Source organism: Nonomuraea sp. NPDC049419, from assembly GCF_040676995.1.
Taxonomy (GTDB): domain Bacteria; phylum Actinomycetota; class Actinomycetes; order Streptosporangiales; family Streptosporangiaceae; genus Nonomuraea; species Nonomuraea salmonea.
The window spans coordinates 784,096-797,830 of sequence record NZ_JBFAQB010000001.1 but is presented as its reverse complement, the minus strand read 5'-3'; the positions used below and the strand labels follow the sequence as shown (position 1 = coordinate 797,830).

The 13,735-nt window shown below is 69.2% G+C and carries 14 protein-coding genes, 1 tRNA gene and 1 pseudogene; 8 read left to right on the top strand and 8 right to left on the bottom strand.

Annotated features, from left to right (window positions below; genetic code table 11):
- Positions 1-14: 14 nt before the first annotated feature.
- Positions 15-1,364 carry a hypothetical protein gene (locus AB0K12_RS03715; protein WP_364555290.1) on the bottom strand — a complete coding sequence of 450 codons (1,350 nt, stop codon included), beginning with the start codon at positions 1,362-1,364 and terminating at the stop codon, positions 15-17.
- A gap of 177 nt (positions 1,365-1,541) precedes the next feature.
- On the opposite strand from AB0K12_RS03715, the gene AB0K12_RS03710 reads away from it, so the two are divergent.
- Positions 1,542-2,831: a DUF4407 domain-containing protein gene (locus AB0K12_RS03710; RefSeq protein WP_364555289.1), complete on the top strand. Its 1,290-nt coding sequence runs from the start codon at positions 1,542-1,544 to the stop codon at positions 2,829-2,831.
- Positions 2,821-4,326: a serine/threonine-protein kinase gene (locus AB0K12_RS03705; protein ID WP_364555288.1), complete on the top strand. Its 1,506-nt coding sequence runs from the start codon at positions 2,821-2,823 to the stop codon at positions 4,324-4,326. Before AB0K12_RS03710 ends, AB0K12_RS03705 begins: the two co-directional genes overlap by 11 nt.
- Here AB0K12_RS03705 and AB0K12_RS03700 read toward each other — a convergent pair.
- Positions 4,316-4,588: a zinc-binding dehydrogenase gene (locus AB0K12_RS03700; RefSeq protein WP_364555287.1), complete on the bottom strand. Its 273-nt coding sequence runs from the start codon at positions 4,586-4,588 to the stop codon at positions 4,316-4,318. The genes AB0K12_RS03705 and AB0K12_RS03700 overlap by 11 nt on opposite strands.
- On the opposite strand from AB0K12_RS03700, the pseudogene AB0K12_RS03695 reads away from it, so the two are divergent.
- A pseudogene (locus tag AB0K12_RS03695) lies at positions 4,539-5,229 on the top strand (helix-turn-helix domain-containing protein); the annotation flags it as partial. The gene AB0K12_RS03700 and the pseudogene AB0K12_RS03695 overlap by 50 nt on opposite strands.
- 144 nt (positions 5,230-5,373) lie before the next feature.
- Here the strand turns inward: AB0K12_RS03695 and AB0K12_RS03690 are convergent.
- From AB0K12_RS03690 to AB0K12_RS03675, 4 genes are all read right to left on the bottom strand, one after another.
- Entirely contained in the window at positions 5,374-6,606 is a 1,233-nt protein-coding gene (locus tag AB0K12_RS03690; protein ID WP_364555286.1) for a transcriptional regulator, read from the bottom strand.
- 235 nt (positions 6,607-6,841) lie between these two features.
- The gene (locus tag AB0K12_RS03685) at positions 6,842-8,080 is read right to left on the bottom strand and encodes a helix-turn-helix transcriptional regulator (RefSeq protein ID WP_364555285.1); all 1,239 of its coding nucleotides are present in this window, start codon (positions 8,078-8,080) and stop codon (positions 6,842-6,844) included.
- Positions 8,081-8,173: 93 nt separating this feature from the next.
- Positions 8,174-9,289, bottom strand: coding sequence for a helix-turn-helix domain-containing protein (locus tag AB0K12_RS03680; RefSeq protein WP_364555284.1), 1,116 nt, complete (start codon positions 9,287-9,289; stop codon positions 8,174-8,176).
- Positions 9,290-9,345: 56 nt separating this feature from the next.
- On the bottom strand, positions 9,346-9,666 hold the full coding sequence (locus AB0K12_RS03675; protein WP_364555745.1) for a type II toxin-antitoxin system RelE/ParE family toxin: 321 nt from the start codon (positions 9,664-9,666) through the stop codon (positions 9,346-9,348).
- Positions 9,667-10,115: 449 nt separating this feature from the next.
- Between AB0K12_RS03675 and AB0K12_RS03670 the strand changes: the two genes are divergently transcribed.
- From AB0K12_RS03670 to AB0K12_RS03655, 4 genes are all read left to right on the top strand, one after another.
- Positions 10,116-10,295, top strand: a complete 180-nt coding sequence (locus tag AB0K12_RS03670) for a hypothetical protein (RefSeq protein WP_364555283.1) — start codon at positions 10,116-10,118, stop codon at positions 10,293-10,295.
- Between the two features lie 38 nt (positions 10,296-10,333).
- Positions 10,334-10,621, top strand: a complete 288-nt coding sequence (locus tag AB0K12_RS03665) for a hypothetical protein (RefSeq protein WP_364555282.1) — start codon at positions 10,334-10,336, stop codon at positions 10,619-10,621.
- 167 nt (positions 10,622-10,788) lie between these two features.
- A complete protein-coding gene (locus AB0K12_RS03660) occupies positions 10,789-11,901 on the top strand; it encodes a winged helix DNA-binding domain-containing protein (protein WP_364555281.1) in 1,113 nt (370 codons plus the stop codon).
- Between the two features lie 87 nt (positions 11,902-11,988).
- Positions 11,989-12,381 carry a TraR/DksA C4-type zinc finger protein gene (locus AB0K12_RS03655; protein WP_364555280.1) on the top strand — a complete coding sequence of 131 codons (393 nt, stop codon included), beginning with the start codon at positions 11,989-11,991 and terminating at the stop codon, positions 12,379-12,381.
- Between the two features lie 328 nt (positions 12,382-12,709).
- Here the strand turns inward: AB0K12_RS03655 and AB0K12_RS03650 are convergent.
- Positions 12,710-12,781, bottom strand: a tRNA-Arg gene (locus tag AB0K12_RS03650).
- 116 nt (positions 12,782-12,897) lie between these two features.
- On the opposite strand from AB0K12_RS03650, the gene AB0K12_RS03645 reads away from it, so the two are divergent.
- Positions 12,898-13,290, top strand: a complete 393-nt coding sequence (locus AB0K12_RS03645) for a response regulator (RefSeq protein ID WP_364555279.1) — start codon at positions 12,898-12,900, stop codon at positions 13,288-13,290.
- A 109-nt stretch (positions 13,291-13,399) separates the two neighbouring features.
- Here AB0K12_RS03645 and AB0K12_RS03640 read toward each other — a convergent pair whose 3' ends face one another.
- Positions 13,400-13,735 carry a VOC family protein gene (locus AB0K12_RS03640; RefSeq protein WP_364555278.1) on the bottom strand — a complete coding sequence of 112 codons (336 nt, stop codon included), beginning with the start codon at positions 13,733-13,735 and terminating at the stop codon, positions 13,400-13,402.

The window sequence follows — 13,735 nt, the reverse complement described above, 5'->3', positions numbered from 1 at the left end:
GCGGGGTCCTCATTTCAGCTGACGAAGGGAAGGGTGAGCGAGCCCCCGGCGGACGTCAGGTCGAGGCGGGCGGCGAGCTCCTCGACGTCCACCGCGTCCACCTGGTACAGCGCCGCCGAGCCGAGCCGCTCCCAGGCCGGCGAGGCGGCGTCGCAGATCGCCGCGAACCTGGTGCCGTGGCGCCGCTCCAGCTCCTGCAGCAGCGCCTGCCAGTCGTGCCGGTGCGGGCAGGGCGGCACGCGGTCCCTGCCGACCCTGCGGGGGTGCGGCGGGCGCGCGCCGATCGTGAGCAGCGCGGTACGGGCGCGGTCCTGCGGCAGCAGGCCGCGCAGCTCGGCCAGGACGTCCTCCACCTGGGCGGCGTTCGGGTACGTCGGCGGAGTGGGACGCAGCGAGTCGAGCGCCAGCCTGGCCTGGGCCGCCGAGCCGGCCCAGAGGGCCACGCGGGGCGGGACGTGGGTGGGGTGGCGCTCGCCGAAGACATGGGTGCCGTAACTGATGACCGAGAACTGGGTGGGGCTGTCGGCCAGCAGGTCGATGAGGTACGCGGGCCAGTGGCAGCGGGCCTCCAGCTCGTCCTGGGCGCCGGTGGTCTCGATCGCGCAGATCAGGTGGGCGGGCCGGGAGGAAGGGGGACGCAGCCGCGCGGGCAGCCCGGCGACCACCTCCGCCCAGGAGCCGGTGTGCGGCCGCAGGTCCGCGACGCCGGGGAAGCCGACCCGGCCCGGGGCCTCCAGCACCGCCCTGAGGGTGTGGCGGCCAGGGGGCAGCGGCGCGTGGTCGACCGAGACCAGGCCCGAGGGTTCGAGCGGGCCCGCCCATGCCGAGACCGCCAGGAGCATGCCGCCGGGGCCGGTGCAGGTCACGGCGACGTGGACGTCCTGCCCCGGCAGCGTGCCCGCGGCGAAGAGCGGCTGCCCGGCCAGCTCCAGCCGCCCGTCCGCGGCCCGTTCCCTGACCACGACCAGGTCGTACGACTGCCGCAACGGAGCCTGGGCGGCCAGGTCGCGCAGCAGGTCGGCCGCCTTGACCCCGAGCGGCCGCATGACCTGGGCGGCGGGGCACCACGCGGTGATCGCGCGCAGGCTCGCCTCCTGCTCGGGGCCGTCGGCGGCGGGCAGCACGACGACCGCGTCCCGGCCCTCAGGGGAGATCAGCTCGCGGGCGACGTCGCCCACCGCGTCCGCCACCTCGTCCCCGGTGGCGGTGAGGGTGGACCACTTGGCGGCGGCCCTGCGGATGACGTACGGGGTGCCGATCTCGTCCGCGCGGACCTCGAAGAACCTGATGCCGGCGACGTCGATCTCCACGACGGTGAGCTGCTCCGCGAACGACGCGATGAGGTCGTGAATGGACGCGCTCATAGTGCGGAAATGTGAAGTTTGAGGGAATTTGTCAATATTGCGCCCGTTTCTGGTTATTCGAGGGTGGCGGTGCCCGGTCAAAGTGTCAGACGCGGTTGGTTACCCCGTCGTTGCCGATTGTTGATGCTAATAAGTACTCTGCCGAGAGGGTAGCGGCGGGACACGAGGGAGCGGCGTGTGATCGGTAGATGGTTGATCATTCTGTCCGGCGCCCGCCAGGACGTGCTGGAGAGATACGACGGCGAACGCGCCAGGTTCATCGGCCTCGGCGGCGCCATCCTCACCACCGCCTGCTTAGCCGCGCTCGCCATGACGTTCGCGCTCTCCTCGGCGCTCAAGGTCTTCCTGCCGCTCGCCATCGCCATCGGCCTGGTCTGGGGCGTGATCATCCTGGGCCTCGACCGCTGGCTCGCCACCTCGCTCCCGGTCAGGGGCCGGCGGCGGTTCTGGCTCGCGCTGCCCCGCGTCCTCCTGGCGCTCCTCCTCGGCGCGGTCATCTCCACGCCGCTGGTGCTGCAGATCTTCAAACCGGAGATCGACGCCACCATCCTCGACATCAAGCAGGAGCGCCTCGACGCCTTCACCCGCGCCCAGCAGACCGGCGAGACGGGCAGGCGCGTGGCCACCCTGGAGACGACGGTGACGGACCTCGAAGCCGTCATCGCCTCCCGAGGGGAGACAACCCTCGACCCCGCCTCCGACCAGCGGATCCAGGAGCTGGAGAAATCCCGCAAAGAGGCGGTGAAACAGCGGGACACCTTCTACGACGAATGGCAGTGCCAGCTTTACGTGGGCCCGCCGAAATGCGCGAAGAAGGGCGCGGGACCGCTGGCGCGGGCGGCCGAACGGGCCTACCGGCGCGCCGCCACCCGGGTCGGCGACATCGAGCGGCAGATCGAGCAGCGCCGCGAGCAGCTCGGCAACACCCAGGCCACCGGACGGGCCAGGCGGCTGCAGGCGGCGGAGGAGGAGCTGCCGAAGGTGCGGGCCGAGCTGGATCGCCTGAACGCCCAGCAGGCCGAGCTCCGGGGCCGGTTCGTCGAGGAGAACCTCGACTCCGACGGCCTGCTGCTCCGGCTGGAGGCGCTCGGCCGGGTCTCCCAGGACAACGCCTCACTCACCATGGCGCGGCTGCTGCTCTTCCTGTTCATCCTCGTCATCGAGTGCCTGCCGGTGCTGGTCAAGCTGATGCAGCGGCCCGGGTCGTACGACAAGATCGAAGAGAAGCTGGACGCGAAGCGGCTGCGCGACGCGCTGGACGACATCCGCGACGAGCCCGCCGAGACCCGGCGTTACTCCTCCACCACCTCCTCCTACGAGCCGCCCGAACGCGACGACTCCGGCTCGTACCCCACGGAGAGCCACGGGACGCGCAGTTTCGAGGACGACGCGCTGCGCGGCCTGCGCGACACCCGATCCGGCGGCGGGCGCTACGAGCACGCCGGGCGGCTGAACGATGATTGGTGACCGCGTCGCCGGCCGGTTCGTCATCGAGGCGCCCCTGGGCAGGGGCGGCATGGGACGAGTCTGGCGGGCCAGGGACAGCGCGCTCGACCGCACGGTGGCGCTCAAACAGATCCGCCCCGACATGGGACCCGCGCCCGAACTGGCGGCGCGCGCCAGGCGGGAGGCGCAGGCACTGGCCAGGGTCATCCATCCCGGCATCGTCAGGGTGCACGACATCCTGGACACCCAGGACGGGCCGTGGATCGTGATGGACCACGTACGCGGCGACCCGCTCGGCACGCTGATCGACCGGGCGCCGCTGCCGGAGCTCGAAACGGCCAGGATCGGGGCCCGGGTCCTCGACGCGCTGACGGCGGCGCACGCGGCCGGGGTGTACCACCGCGACGTGAAGCCGGACAACATCCTCATCACCGCCTCCGGCGAGGTGGTGCTGGTGGACTTCGGAATCGCCGCCATCGAGGGCCGCTCCTCGATCACCAGGCTCGGGCAGCTCGTCGGAACGCTCGACTTCATGGCGCCCGAGCGGCTGCACGGCGACCCGGCCGGAGAGGCCGCCGACCTGTGGTCGCTCGGCGCCACGCTCTACACGGCGCTGCAGGGCCGGCCGCCGTTCCGCAGGAGCAACGCCGAGGCGGTCAAGTTCGCGATACTCACCGCCGAGCCCGACCCCCTGCGCGAGCCCGGCAGGCTCGGCCCGACGATCAGCCGCCTGCTGGACAAGAAGCCGGGCACCCGCATGAGAGCCGCCGAACTGGCCCACGACCTCAACCGCGTCCTCCAACCGCCCCGCCCACGAAAACCGCCCCGTCCTCAGGAACCGCCCCGCCCTCAGGAACCGCCCCGCCCTCAGGAACCGCCCCGCCCTCAGGAACCGCCCCGCCTTCAGAAGCCGCCTCACCCTCAGAAGCCGCCTCAGAAGCCGCCTCACCCGCGGAAACCGCCCGAAGGCGGAGCGATCAGGCGCGATCGCGAGGGTCCCGTCGTGCGGAAGGCCCGGCCGCCGATGGCGCACCAGGGGGAGCAACTGCTCGCGCTCCCCGCCGCCGAGGCCGCGGCGATGCTCGGCGAACGGTGGCAGGATCTCACGGCCGACGCCGTGGAGGAGATGTGCCGGCAGGCGGCCAAGGGCGCCAAGATCCTGCAGATGCTGCTCCCCCGCCGCGCGTGCCGGCTGCTGGATCAGGTCCGCGACCCCGCCCTGGTCGCGGGCGTCATCCTGGCCATGGACGCCCGGCACCGCGGGCGCATGCTCGGCGGCATGCACGACAGGAACTCCGCCGCCGCCATCGGCGCGATGGCCGCCGCCGATCCCCGCCAGACGGGTCTCGTGGTCGCCGCCATGCCGGAGGATCCCGCCGTACGCGCCCTGAACCGGCTCCTGCCCGCCACCATCGCGGACGTCCTCGCGCACTGCCCCGGCTCCACCCGCGACCACCTGCTCTCCCGCCTGCCCGGCAGCACCCGCGCCGCCGTCCGGAGCAGGCTCACGAACTGACGGTGATCACCAGCTTGCCCGTGGTGCGGCCCGCCTCCCCCAGAGCGTGGGCCCGCGCGCCCTCGGCGAGGGGGAAGGTGGCGGAGACGTGGGCGCGGAGCCTGCCCCGGTCAGCGAGGTCGGCGATGGCGCGCATCCCGGCCTGGTCGTGCTCGACGATCAGCGTGACGGCGCGGACCTGCGCCTTCTCGGCCGCCGCCCCCGACCCGCCGGCCCTGGCCGCCCTGTCCCGCGTCCGCCCCGGAACCCGCCTGGTGTCCATCTGCACCGGCGCCTTCCTGCTGGCCGCCGCCGGCCTCCTGGACGGACGCCGCGCCACCACCCATTGGGCACTCACCGACATCTTCCAGGCCCTGTTCCCCCGGGTGGAGCTGGACGCCGGCGTACTCTTCGTCGACCACGGCGACGTCCTGACCTCGGCGGGGGCGGCGAGCGGCGTCGACATCTGCCTCCACCTGATACGCCAGGACCACGGCAGCGAGGTCGCCAACCAGGTCGCCCGCCGCTGCGTCGTACCCCCGTACCGGGACGGCGGCCAGGCCCAGTACATCGAACGCCCGCTCCCACCGGGGGGGTGAATCCGGCACGGGCCCAACCCGCGACTGGGCCCTACAGCGCCTGAACCTGCCCCTGTCATTGGAGGAGCTGGCCACCCACGCCGCCATGAGCCCCCGCACCTTCGCCCGCCGCTTCCAGCAGGAGACCGGCATGAGCCCCGGCCGCTGGCTCACCCAGCAACGCCTGAGACGAGCCCGCCACCTGCTGGAATCCACCGACCTGCCCGTGGAACGAGTCGCCCACGAGGTCGGCTTCGCCACCGCCACGTCCCTACGCCGCCACCTGGCAGCAGAAACAGGCGTCGCCCCCTCGACCTACCGCCGCACCTTCCGCGCCTCAGATCCGACCGCGAGCGACGTCAGCGCAGCTCAGCAGAAGCGCGGGCCGGCGGCTGGACGCCATGCCTTGAATGCGTCGACAGCGGAGATATGTGAACGCCCAAGCAGCCAAGCAGTTCGAGGTCCCTCCTTCACCTAGCCATCGAACTCCTCATCGAGCGCGGTTCATCACTTCCCGTACCTGTGGCACGTCCCGGTACGGCGTGAGCCGGTCGAGGACGACACGATGACGACGCGCTGTTCTGTCGCTGGCCACGTCCTTCGAAAGGTCGAACATCCGCCAGGCGGCGCGAGCCGCTTCCTCCGGCTCGTTGGCGTCCGCGAGCGCGACGACGAGCCAAGAGAGGTACAGGGCGAGCTCGCGGGCGTGAGTGGCGTCGTAACGGTCCAGTACGTCGGTGAGCAGCGGCACCGCGCGAAGCGGCCGACGCAGTTCGGTGTAGGCACGGGCCTCCATGATCCGCAGCTCGCTCGCGTCCACCCAGTACAAGTACGGGGGCTCGTCCTCGCCGCTGCGCTGTTCGAGGGCGGCCCTGGCCTCTTCCAGCGCTCGCATGGCAGGCTCGGATTCCTCGACTTGGACATATGCCCAGGCGAGGCGGTCCCAGGCGAGGGCGCGTGCTCGCGCCGGCGCGTGTGGCCCGGCCGCGTCGAGTGCCGCGCGGGCGAGCGTCACCCCCTCTTGAGGGTCGCCGAGACTGGCGGTTTGGTAGGCCAGGGAGCCGAGGAGATTCGATTCCAAGGTCTCGTCCCCGGCCTCGCGGGCGGCGCGGATACCGAGAAGATAGACGTTGGCTGCTTGTTCGTGTCGCCCGGCGTCACTGGCGATCCATCCGGTGATCTGCGCGAGTTCCCCGATCACCGCGAGCAGGGCGCGGCTTGTGCGCTCAGTGCAGGTGGCCTCGCGGTAGAGCCGTGTGACGGCGTCGAGTTCGCGGAACGCGGGCTGCAGGAGATCGCCGCCGGCCAGCACATCGTCAGCCAGGCGCAGACGATGGACTCTCGCGGACAGATCAGCGATGGTGCTCATTCCGATGCGCCGCCCAGTGCGGGTGGGGAGCGGGGTGAGGGCATCGCTGCCAGGCAACTTGGCGGGGACATCGTCAAGGGTCGGGCGGCACGGAGCATGCGGGATGTCGAACAATTCGCCTTCGCTGGTCCCGAATGCCCGGGTATACAGCAGGCGGTAGGGATCACGCGGCTGGTTGTGTCCGGCTTCGTACGCCTTGATTCGGCGGACGATCGTCTCCCGAGCGGGGAGACACTTGCGCGTCTCCTCGTCAGCGGCGGCGACGAGACGGCGGGCCATCTCTTTTTGGCTCCAGAACCGGTTGCGGCGCTCGGCGCGCAGCCGTACGGCCCATGCGGGGAGTTCGGTGACCATCGTGAGCACCTCGCTGTCAGACGTGGGGGCGTCGTGGTCGCGCTGCCGGGACCGGAGAGGCGCGGTCAGCCAGTCCCGGCTCGTGCCGGCTGTTACTCAGTTTCGAGCGGATCCGGGCTTCGGGGTGCGTCCGTTGCAGGCGTCCAAGTGCACGACGGGATGAACCTTGATGCCCTCGGCGAGGAGAAGTAGCGCAGGTCATAGGTGTCATAGGGCAGGATGATCTGCGACTTCGTCATGAAGGCTGGACGGCAGGCGCGCAGAGCTCGCGGTACGCCTCGCGCAACTCGGCGGTCTCTGGTGCCCGCATTGTTTCCATGCCTCTTATCACCTCGGCTGCCCGCCAGTAGTTGGAGGGAACGAGGAGTCCGCTGGTCATCGCGGTGAGAGTCAGGTGTCCCGCCTCGTCGGGTTGGTCGGCGGCCAGGAGCGCGAGAGCCAGGTCGAGCCGCGCGGCCACGGCCCTGCGTGGCCGGGGCGGGCCGTCGGTCGTCGACTCCAATCGGGCGAGCACTCCTCGGGAGTACGGCTCGGCCGATGGATCACCGAGCCAGCACAAGGTGGTCGCGATGTAGGCGTCGGACTTGGCGGGATCGTAGCGGTAGTGATGTTCGGGCCGGTCGGGGACATGCAGAGGCGCGACGAGCCGCATCACCCGGTTCAGCGTCTCGTGCGTCTCCCGGGCCTCGCCGAGGCGTGCCCAGGCCCGGCCCTCCTGCGCGGTCGCCTGGATGTACGCCGAGCTTCCGCCGGGCGCGACTCGTTGCGCTGCCTGGGCAAGGGTGAGGGCCCGCCCGAAGTCGCCTTCGGTGAGGACCTGCCACGCCTCCGTCTCCAGACACCAGGCGGCGATCTCACGATGCTCTGTTTCCTTGGCGAGTTGGGCAGCTGTCCGAAGCCGCGCGGCGGCGGCCGGAAACCAGCGCAGGTCGATGAGACAGGTCGCGGCCAGAAGCGAGAGCCAGCCGCCGGCCACCAGGAGCCGCCGATGCTCGGTGAGCGTCTTCTTGGAGTCCAGCAGCTGGGACACGTAGTAGAGGTGACGGCGCACCCGAGTCAGCAACTCACGGGGCGGCGTTCCGGCGTAGGCCACGGCCAGGTCATCGACCGCCAGCTCCAGCCGTTCGAGTGTCTCCTGCCCGACCTCGGTTGCTGCGGCGCGACGAGCAAGTTCCAGAGCGTCCCACTCGTCGTCACCGTCACACCCAAGGTTTCCAGGGCTGTGCTCGAACAGCTCGTCCTCGGTGAGGTCGAAGGCGCGGGCGTACAGGAGGCGGTAGGGGTCGTCGGGCTGGTTGTGTCCGGCTTCGTACGCTTTGATCCGGCGCACGATGCTCTCCCGGGAAGGGAGCCGGGCTCGTACGTCGTCGTCGGCGGCCTCGACCAGGCGTCGGGCCATGTCCTTCTGGCTCCAGAATCGGCTGCGGCGTTCGGCGCGCAGCCGTACGGCCCATGCGGGGAGTTCGGTGACCATCGTGAGCACCTCGCTGTCAGACGTGGGGGGCGTCATGGTCGTGCTACCGGGAACGGAGAGGCGCGGTCAGCCAGTCCCGGCTCGTGCCGGCTGTTACTCAGTTTCGAGCAGATCCAGCTTGCGCTTGAGGTCGTTCCCGTTCCTGTAGGGCCACCGCCGGGGGTGTTCTCGTTGCAGGCGTCCAATGACTATCCCCGGAGCGATACCGATCTCCTCGGCGAAGGCTCGCACCGCCGCTTTCGAAGTCAGCCCGGCCAGTCGGAAAGCGTACTGAGGCGGTATGAGGGTGTCCGCTGAGAACCGGTCCGCTTCCAGCTCTTTAGGGTCTTCGATGTCGGTTTTCCCCGCGATCTCGATACGCATCTCGTCGTCACCGTTCAGAACATGGTGGATCTCGTGGAAGAAGCTGAACCAGAGCTGATCATCGGTGCGGTAGCGCTGGCTGAGCTGGATTACGCGCTTGGTTCCGACCTTGCGCGTGACACCGCTCACGCGCGCACCCTTGACTTCCTCGATGAAGACGACAGCGACCCCGCTAGCAGAGCAGATCTTCTGCAGCCGCGGCCGGAACTCCTGAGCGGGCAGCACGGTAAGGGCCCGCAGCTCAGGGAGCGAGGCCCGAAGAGCGGTCGCGTCGAACGAGCCGCATAGCATCTCCTGCGCCTCGATCTCGCCGAGGCGCAGCCACGTGGCCAAGGGGCCGAGCTTCGAGTCCTGGACCTTCGACTTTCTGAACGCGTACGCCGCCGGTTGCTCGTACAGGTCTCGCCACACATCGACCGAGGCGACGGAGAAGAATGCGAGAAGCTGATCGATACGCGAAATCTTGTCGCTCGGCTCTTCAGGGAGGATCTTGCGCTTGACCAGCTCGGACACCGGAAGTTCCTTGAGCCATCCGGCGTGTCGCTCCAGATCTCTGGCGTAGCGCAGCCGTGCCCGTGTGGACTGGTAGTCCGCCTCAAGCCGGTTCCAAAGCTTCGCCGGCGTCCCGACTACTCGTTCCAGCGATTCCGCCACCTCGGGGGTAAGGCGTACGAGTCCGTGGATCAACTGATTGACATGCTTCGGAGACAAACCGACCCGCTCGGCCAGCTCACGCTGAGTCATCCCCTTCTCTTCGAGAAGCTCCCGCAGGGTCTCCCCCGGCGGCACCGCGTAGTCGAGATCTCCAGCCGCGTACAGCGTGCGCGTGGTCTTGGCCCTGGCCATTGCTCTCCCTCCCCACGGTGTTGTACCGCTTGTCGTTCAGCCCGCTGGTGCCGGCGTCAGTGGTAGTCCACGATCTCGATGAGCACGACCGAAGTGATGGCCGTCCAATCGAGCGAGCCCTGATCGTTTGCGATCCACTCCTCAGGTTCGAAAATGAGCCGGTAGTTGGCGTCGATCCGGACAGATAGCTGGCCCTTACGGTCTCCTGCCAGCTCCTCACAACGGCCGCCGAGATGACGCACTTCATCGAGCGTCTCGGCCTGCTGAAAGTGCTGAATGCGCCTCGCCAAGGCGTTGGCCCGGTCATGACCGAAGTGTCGGCGCCGCTCCTTGTCGGACTCACACCTCTTCCTGAACTTCGCATCCTCGTAGTACACCTCCAACCTACCCGCGCCTCCCACCTGCGAGATTTACCTAGTAGGTAAAGATGGCATCACCGTACCGGAAGCACCATAGATTTGCACACAACAAGTGTCTGATTGATTACTCTTGGCGAACAATGAGAGGGAAGTCCTTGGCGGAGGCCGGTAGTAAGTGACCTGGCATCACGCCGGCACAGTCGTACGGCCCATGCCGGAAGTCCGGTCACCATCGTGAGCACCTCGCCGTCAGACCCGGGGACGCTCTGACCACCCTTAGCGTCCCCCGATCGCACCTGCGATCGAAGGATTACTCACTGTTGTAATCGGAGGTGACGCGATCGAATCCGGGGTCCGTAGGCGCTTGCACCGCCGTACGGACCCCTTGATCAGGATGGTGGTCCTGACCCATGACACACGATAGGGCTGTAGCCGCCGCAAGTCCGGTGTTCGCCGGGTGGCGGATCATGCGCAGCGACGCCGGGCGGTTCTGGGCGACCCGCGAGCGTCCGTTTCCCCGAGCCGTCGAGGACGCGGGCGCGCACCGCACGGTCGACGCCGACGACCTGGTGGGGTTGTGCCAGGTCATCGCGGAGCAGGAGGGCATCGCCGAGCGGAAGTGCCGGATCGTACGGACGACGCGGTGACTGCGCCCGCCGTCGTTCTCGCTCCGCCTGATGTCCCCATGGACGAGGACTGCCCGGGAACTTCGCCGCATCCGGCCGTGCCGCGCTCCGGATGTACGGCGCTGCGGTGGATCGGGCAGGGCCTCGGGCCCGGCCGGGTCGTCGCGTACACCTGCTCCTGCCAGATGACCGCCTACGAGCTGGTCTCCTGCGCCGGCGTCTACCAGATCCACCGCCGGACCCTTCCCCGCCTGGGCGTGCCGCCCGTGTCCTGGACGGCTGAGTCGTGGCGCCGTGGGGAGGCGCACGAGTGGTGGCGCCGCCTGTTCGCCGGACAGGCCCGATGAACCGCCCCGCCGACCTGACGTCGAGCCGGGTCGGCGGGGCCCCGGGGTGGCCTGACGTACACCCAGGGGTTCAGGCCGCCCGCTCATAAGATCCGCCCGCACTCCCGGGCGGGACGGCAGGCGACTACATCGGCGGGATTGTCGGTGGCGAAAGATACGGTTGACCGGTGGAACTCTCCCCCCAACAGGTGCTCGGCCTGCGGATGTCCAGCCTGCTGCTCCGAGCGTCGTCCGGCGATGCCAGGCGGGCGACGAGCGTGGCCGAGGTGGTGACCTGGCTCGGGGCGATGCAGGCGCAAGACCTGGCCAGCGGTCTGTGGTCGTTCGGCGTGCGCCTGCCCGGACTCACCGCCGCCGACGTCACCGACGCGCTGGAGCGGCGTGAGGCGCTGCGCACGTGGCCGATGCGCGGCACCATCCATTTCGTCCCGTCCCGCGACGCCCGCTGGATGGTCGAACTGATGGGCGTCCGGGTGCTGAACGGTGCGGCGAGGCGGCGCGAGCAACTGGGCCTCTCGGAGGAGGCCGCCGTTCAGGCCATGGAGGTGCTGGGCGAGGCCCTGGCCGGCGGCGGGCGGCTGAGCCGGTCGGAGTGCCTGGCCGTGCTGGCTGACAAGGGCATCGACACCGGCGGCCAGCGCGGCTACCACCTGCTGTGGTACGCCAGCCAGCGCGGCCTGCTGTGCATCGCCCCCAACATCGGCAACGAGCAGAGCTTCGTGCTGCTCGACGAGTGGGTTCCCGACCCGCACCGGCCGGAGCGCGACGAGGCGCTGGGCACCATCGCGCTGCGTTACTTCCGCGGCCGTGGACCGACCACAAGGCAAGACTTCGCGGGCTGGACCGGCCTGACCGCGGCCGACGCCAAACGCGGCATCGCCGTGGCCGGCGACGCGCTGGCCAGGGTTACCGTCCACGGCGTGGAGACCTACCTCGACGCCACGCTCCTCGACGCCACCCCTCCCCCGGCCGGCGACGACGAGCTGCTCGTGCTGCCCGGATTCGACGAATACCTGCTGGGCTACAAAGACCGCTCACTCATGGTCGCCGACGAGCACAAAGCGGCCATCATCCCCGGCAACAACGGGATCTTCCAGTCCACCGTGGTACGCGCCGGCCGGGTCGTGGCCATCTGGAAACGCACTCTCACGAAGAGCCAGGTACGGATCACCGTGCAGCCGCTCACACCACTCCACAGCAGCGACCGGGCGGAGGTCGAGCGGGCGTTCGAGCGGTACGCGCAGTTCCTGGAACGCACCCCGGACGTGCGCTGGCCGTGACCCGGCGGCCGAGCTCTGCGGCGAGCGGCTGGGGAGGGCGGCTGGGGAGGGCGGCGACTAATCTGATGGAGAAGGTGAGGAGCCGTGATGACCGAACATCATCGGGACGCCGCGCTCTCCCCCTCCGAGCAGGCGACCATACGAGAACTACTCGACGCCGACCGCCGCAGCACCACGGACCGCATCGCCCTGCTGAGCCGCGACCGGGACGAGATCGTCACATCGTCGGCGCTGACGGCCTCCGACGACGAGCATGACCCCGAAGGCACATCCACAGCGTTCGAGCGGGCCCACGTTCAGGCCCTTCTCGATCAGGCCCTGACACACCTCGCCGAACTGGACCTCGCTTCCGAGCGGCTACGCGATGGCACCTACGGGATCTGCGCGAGGTGCGGGCGACGCATCCCCATCGAGCGCTTGAAGGTCCTCCCGGCCATCAAGACCTGCGTGAACTGCGCCTCCCGCCGCCGCTCCCGATAAGGCCACGGGTGTCGACTCCGTGCTCGGCGCGCTGCAGTTCGTCGTGCTCCTGGTCCAAGTCCAGGACATGGGCGTGGACGGTGATCTCGGAGCGAGTGATCCGGTACGGCTCGGCCCCGGTCGTGCCTCCGGCGTAGACCAGGTGCCGCAGAATACGGACAGCCCGGGGCGTTAAGGGTAGCGTGGCGCGCATCGACGGCCTCTGCTGGACGGTGAGCGTGGGAATCCCCGTCCGGAAAGTACTCTCCAATGCCGGTGACGAGCCTCCACCACACCCAAGAACGCAGAAGGACCTGCGTTTCCGCAGGTCCTTACTGGAGATCGTGAGTGCCCCCTGCAGGATTCGAACCTGCGCACCCGGCTCCGGAGGCCGGTGCTCTATCCCCTGAGCTAAGGGGGCTCAACAGGTGACAAGGCTACCAGTACCCGGGGACCACTACGCACCAGATAACACTCCATGAACGCATCCCGCGAAAACCACCCGTGACCGCCCAGCTACGGGTTAGCTTGGCGGCCGTGGGTGAGGCTCTTGGGAAAGTACTGGTCGTAGACGATGACGAGGTCATCAGGCAGCTGATCGCGGTCAACCTCGACCTGGAGGGGTTCGAGGTGGTGACCGCCACCGACGGGCAGGACTGCCTTGATCGGGTGCTGGATGTCATGCCCGATGTCATCACGCTCGATGTGATGATGCCGTTCCTGGACGGGTGGACGACGGCGCAGCGGCTGCGGACGGATGACGCCACCCGGCATATCAAGGTGGTGCTCATCACGGCTCGGGCTCAGGATGATGACAAGGCGCGGGGTCGGGGGATCGGGGTGGATGCCTACCTGACCAAGCCGTTTGATCCGGCTGAGCTGATTGAGGTGGTGCGGGATTTGGCGGGTGGGGCGGCTAGGACGTTCTGAGCAAGGTGACTGGTCCCCCGATCCCCCGGCGATCCCCCGGCGGTCCCCCGGCGATCGCCTGGGTCGCTGGTCTTCCTCTGAGCTGTGCAGGGGCCGGCCGTCTTCCTTGTCAGCCCTCGCGTAGGCAGAAGGGGTGGCCGGAGGGGCTGGTGTAGACGTTGGACGTCACGTGGTGGGCACCGGCGTTCAGGGCTTGCCGGGTGGCTGTGGTCAGGTCGTCTGTCCTCAGGTCCAGGTGCAGTTGCTGGGGGATCGCCGGGGTCGGCCAGGTCGGTGGTGCGTGGTCGGGGGCCAGCTGGAGCACTATGACCGGGAAGCCCTCCGCCTGGAGGAAGTGGTGGGTGGGGGTGCGGGTGAGGGTGCCGCCCAGCAGGTGGTGCCAGAACGTGCTCTCCCCCTCCAGGTCCGCCGTGTCGATGATGATCGAGGCCAGGGTGAAGAGCAT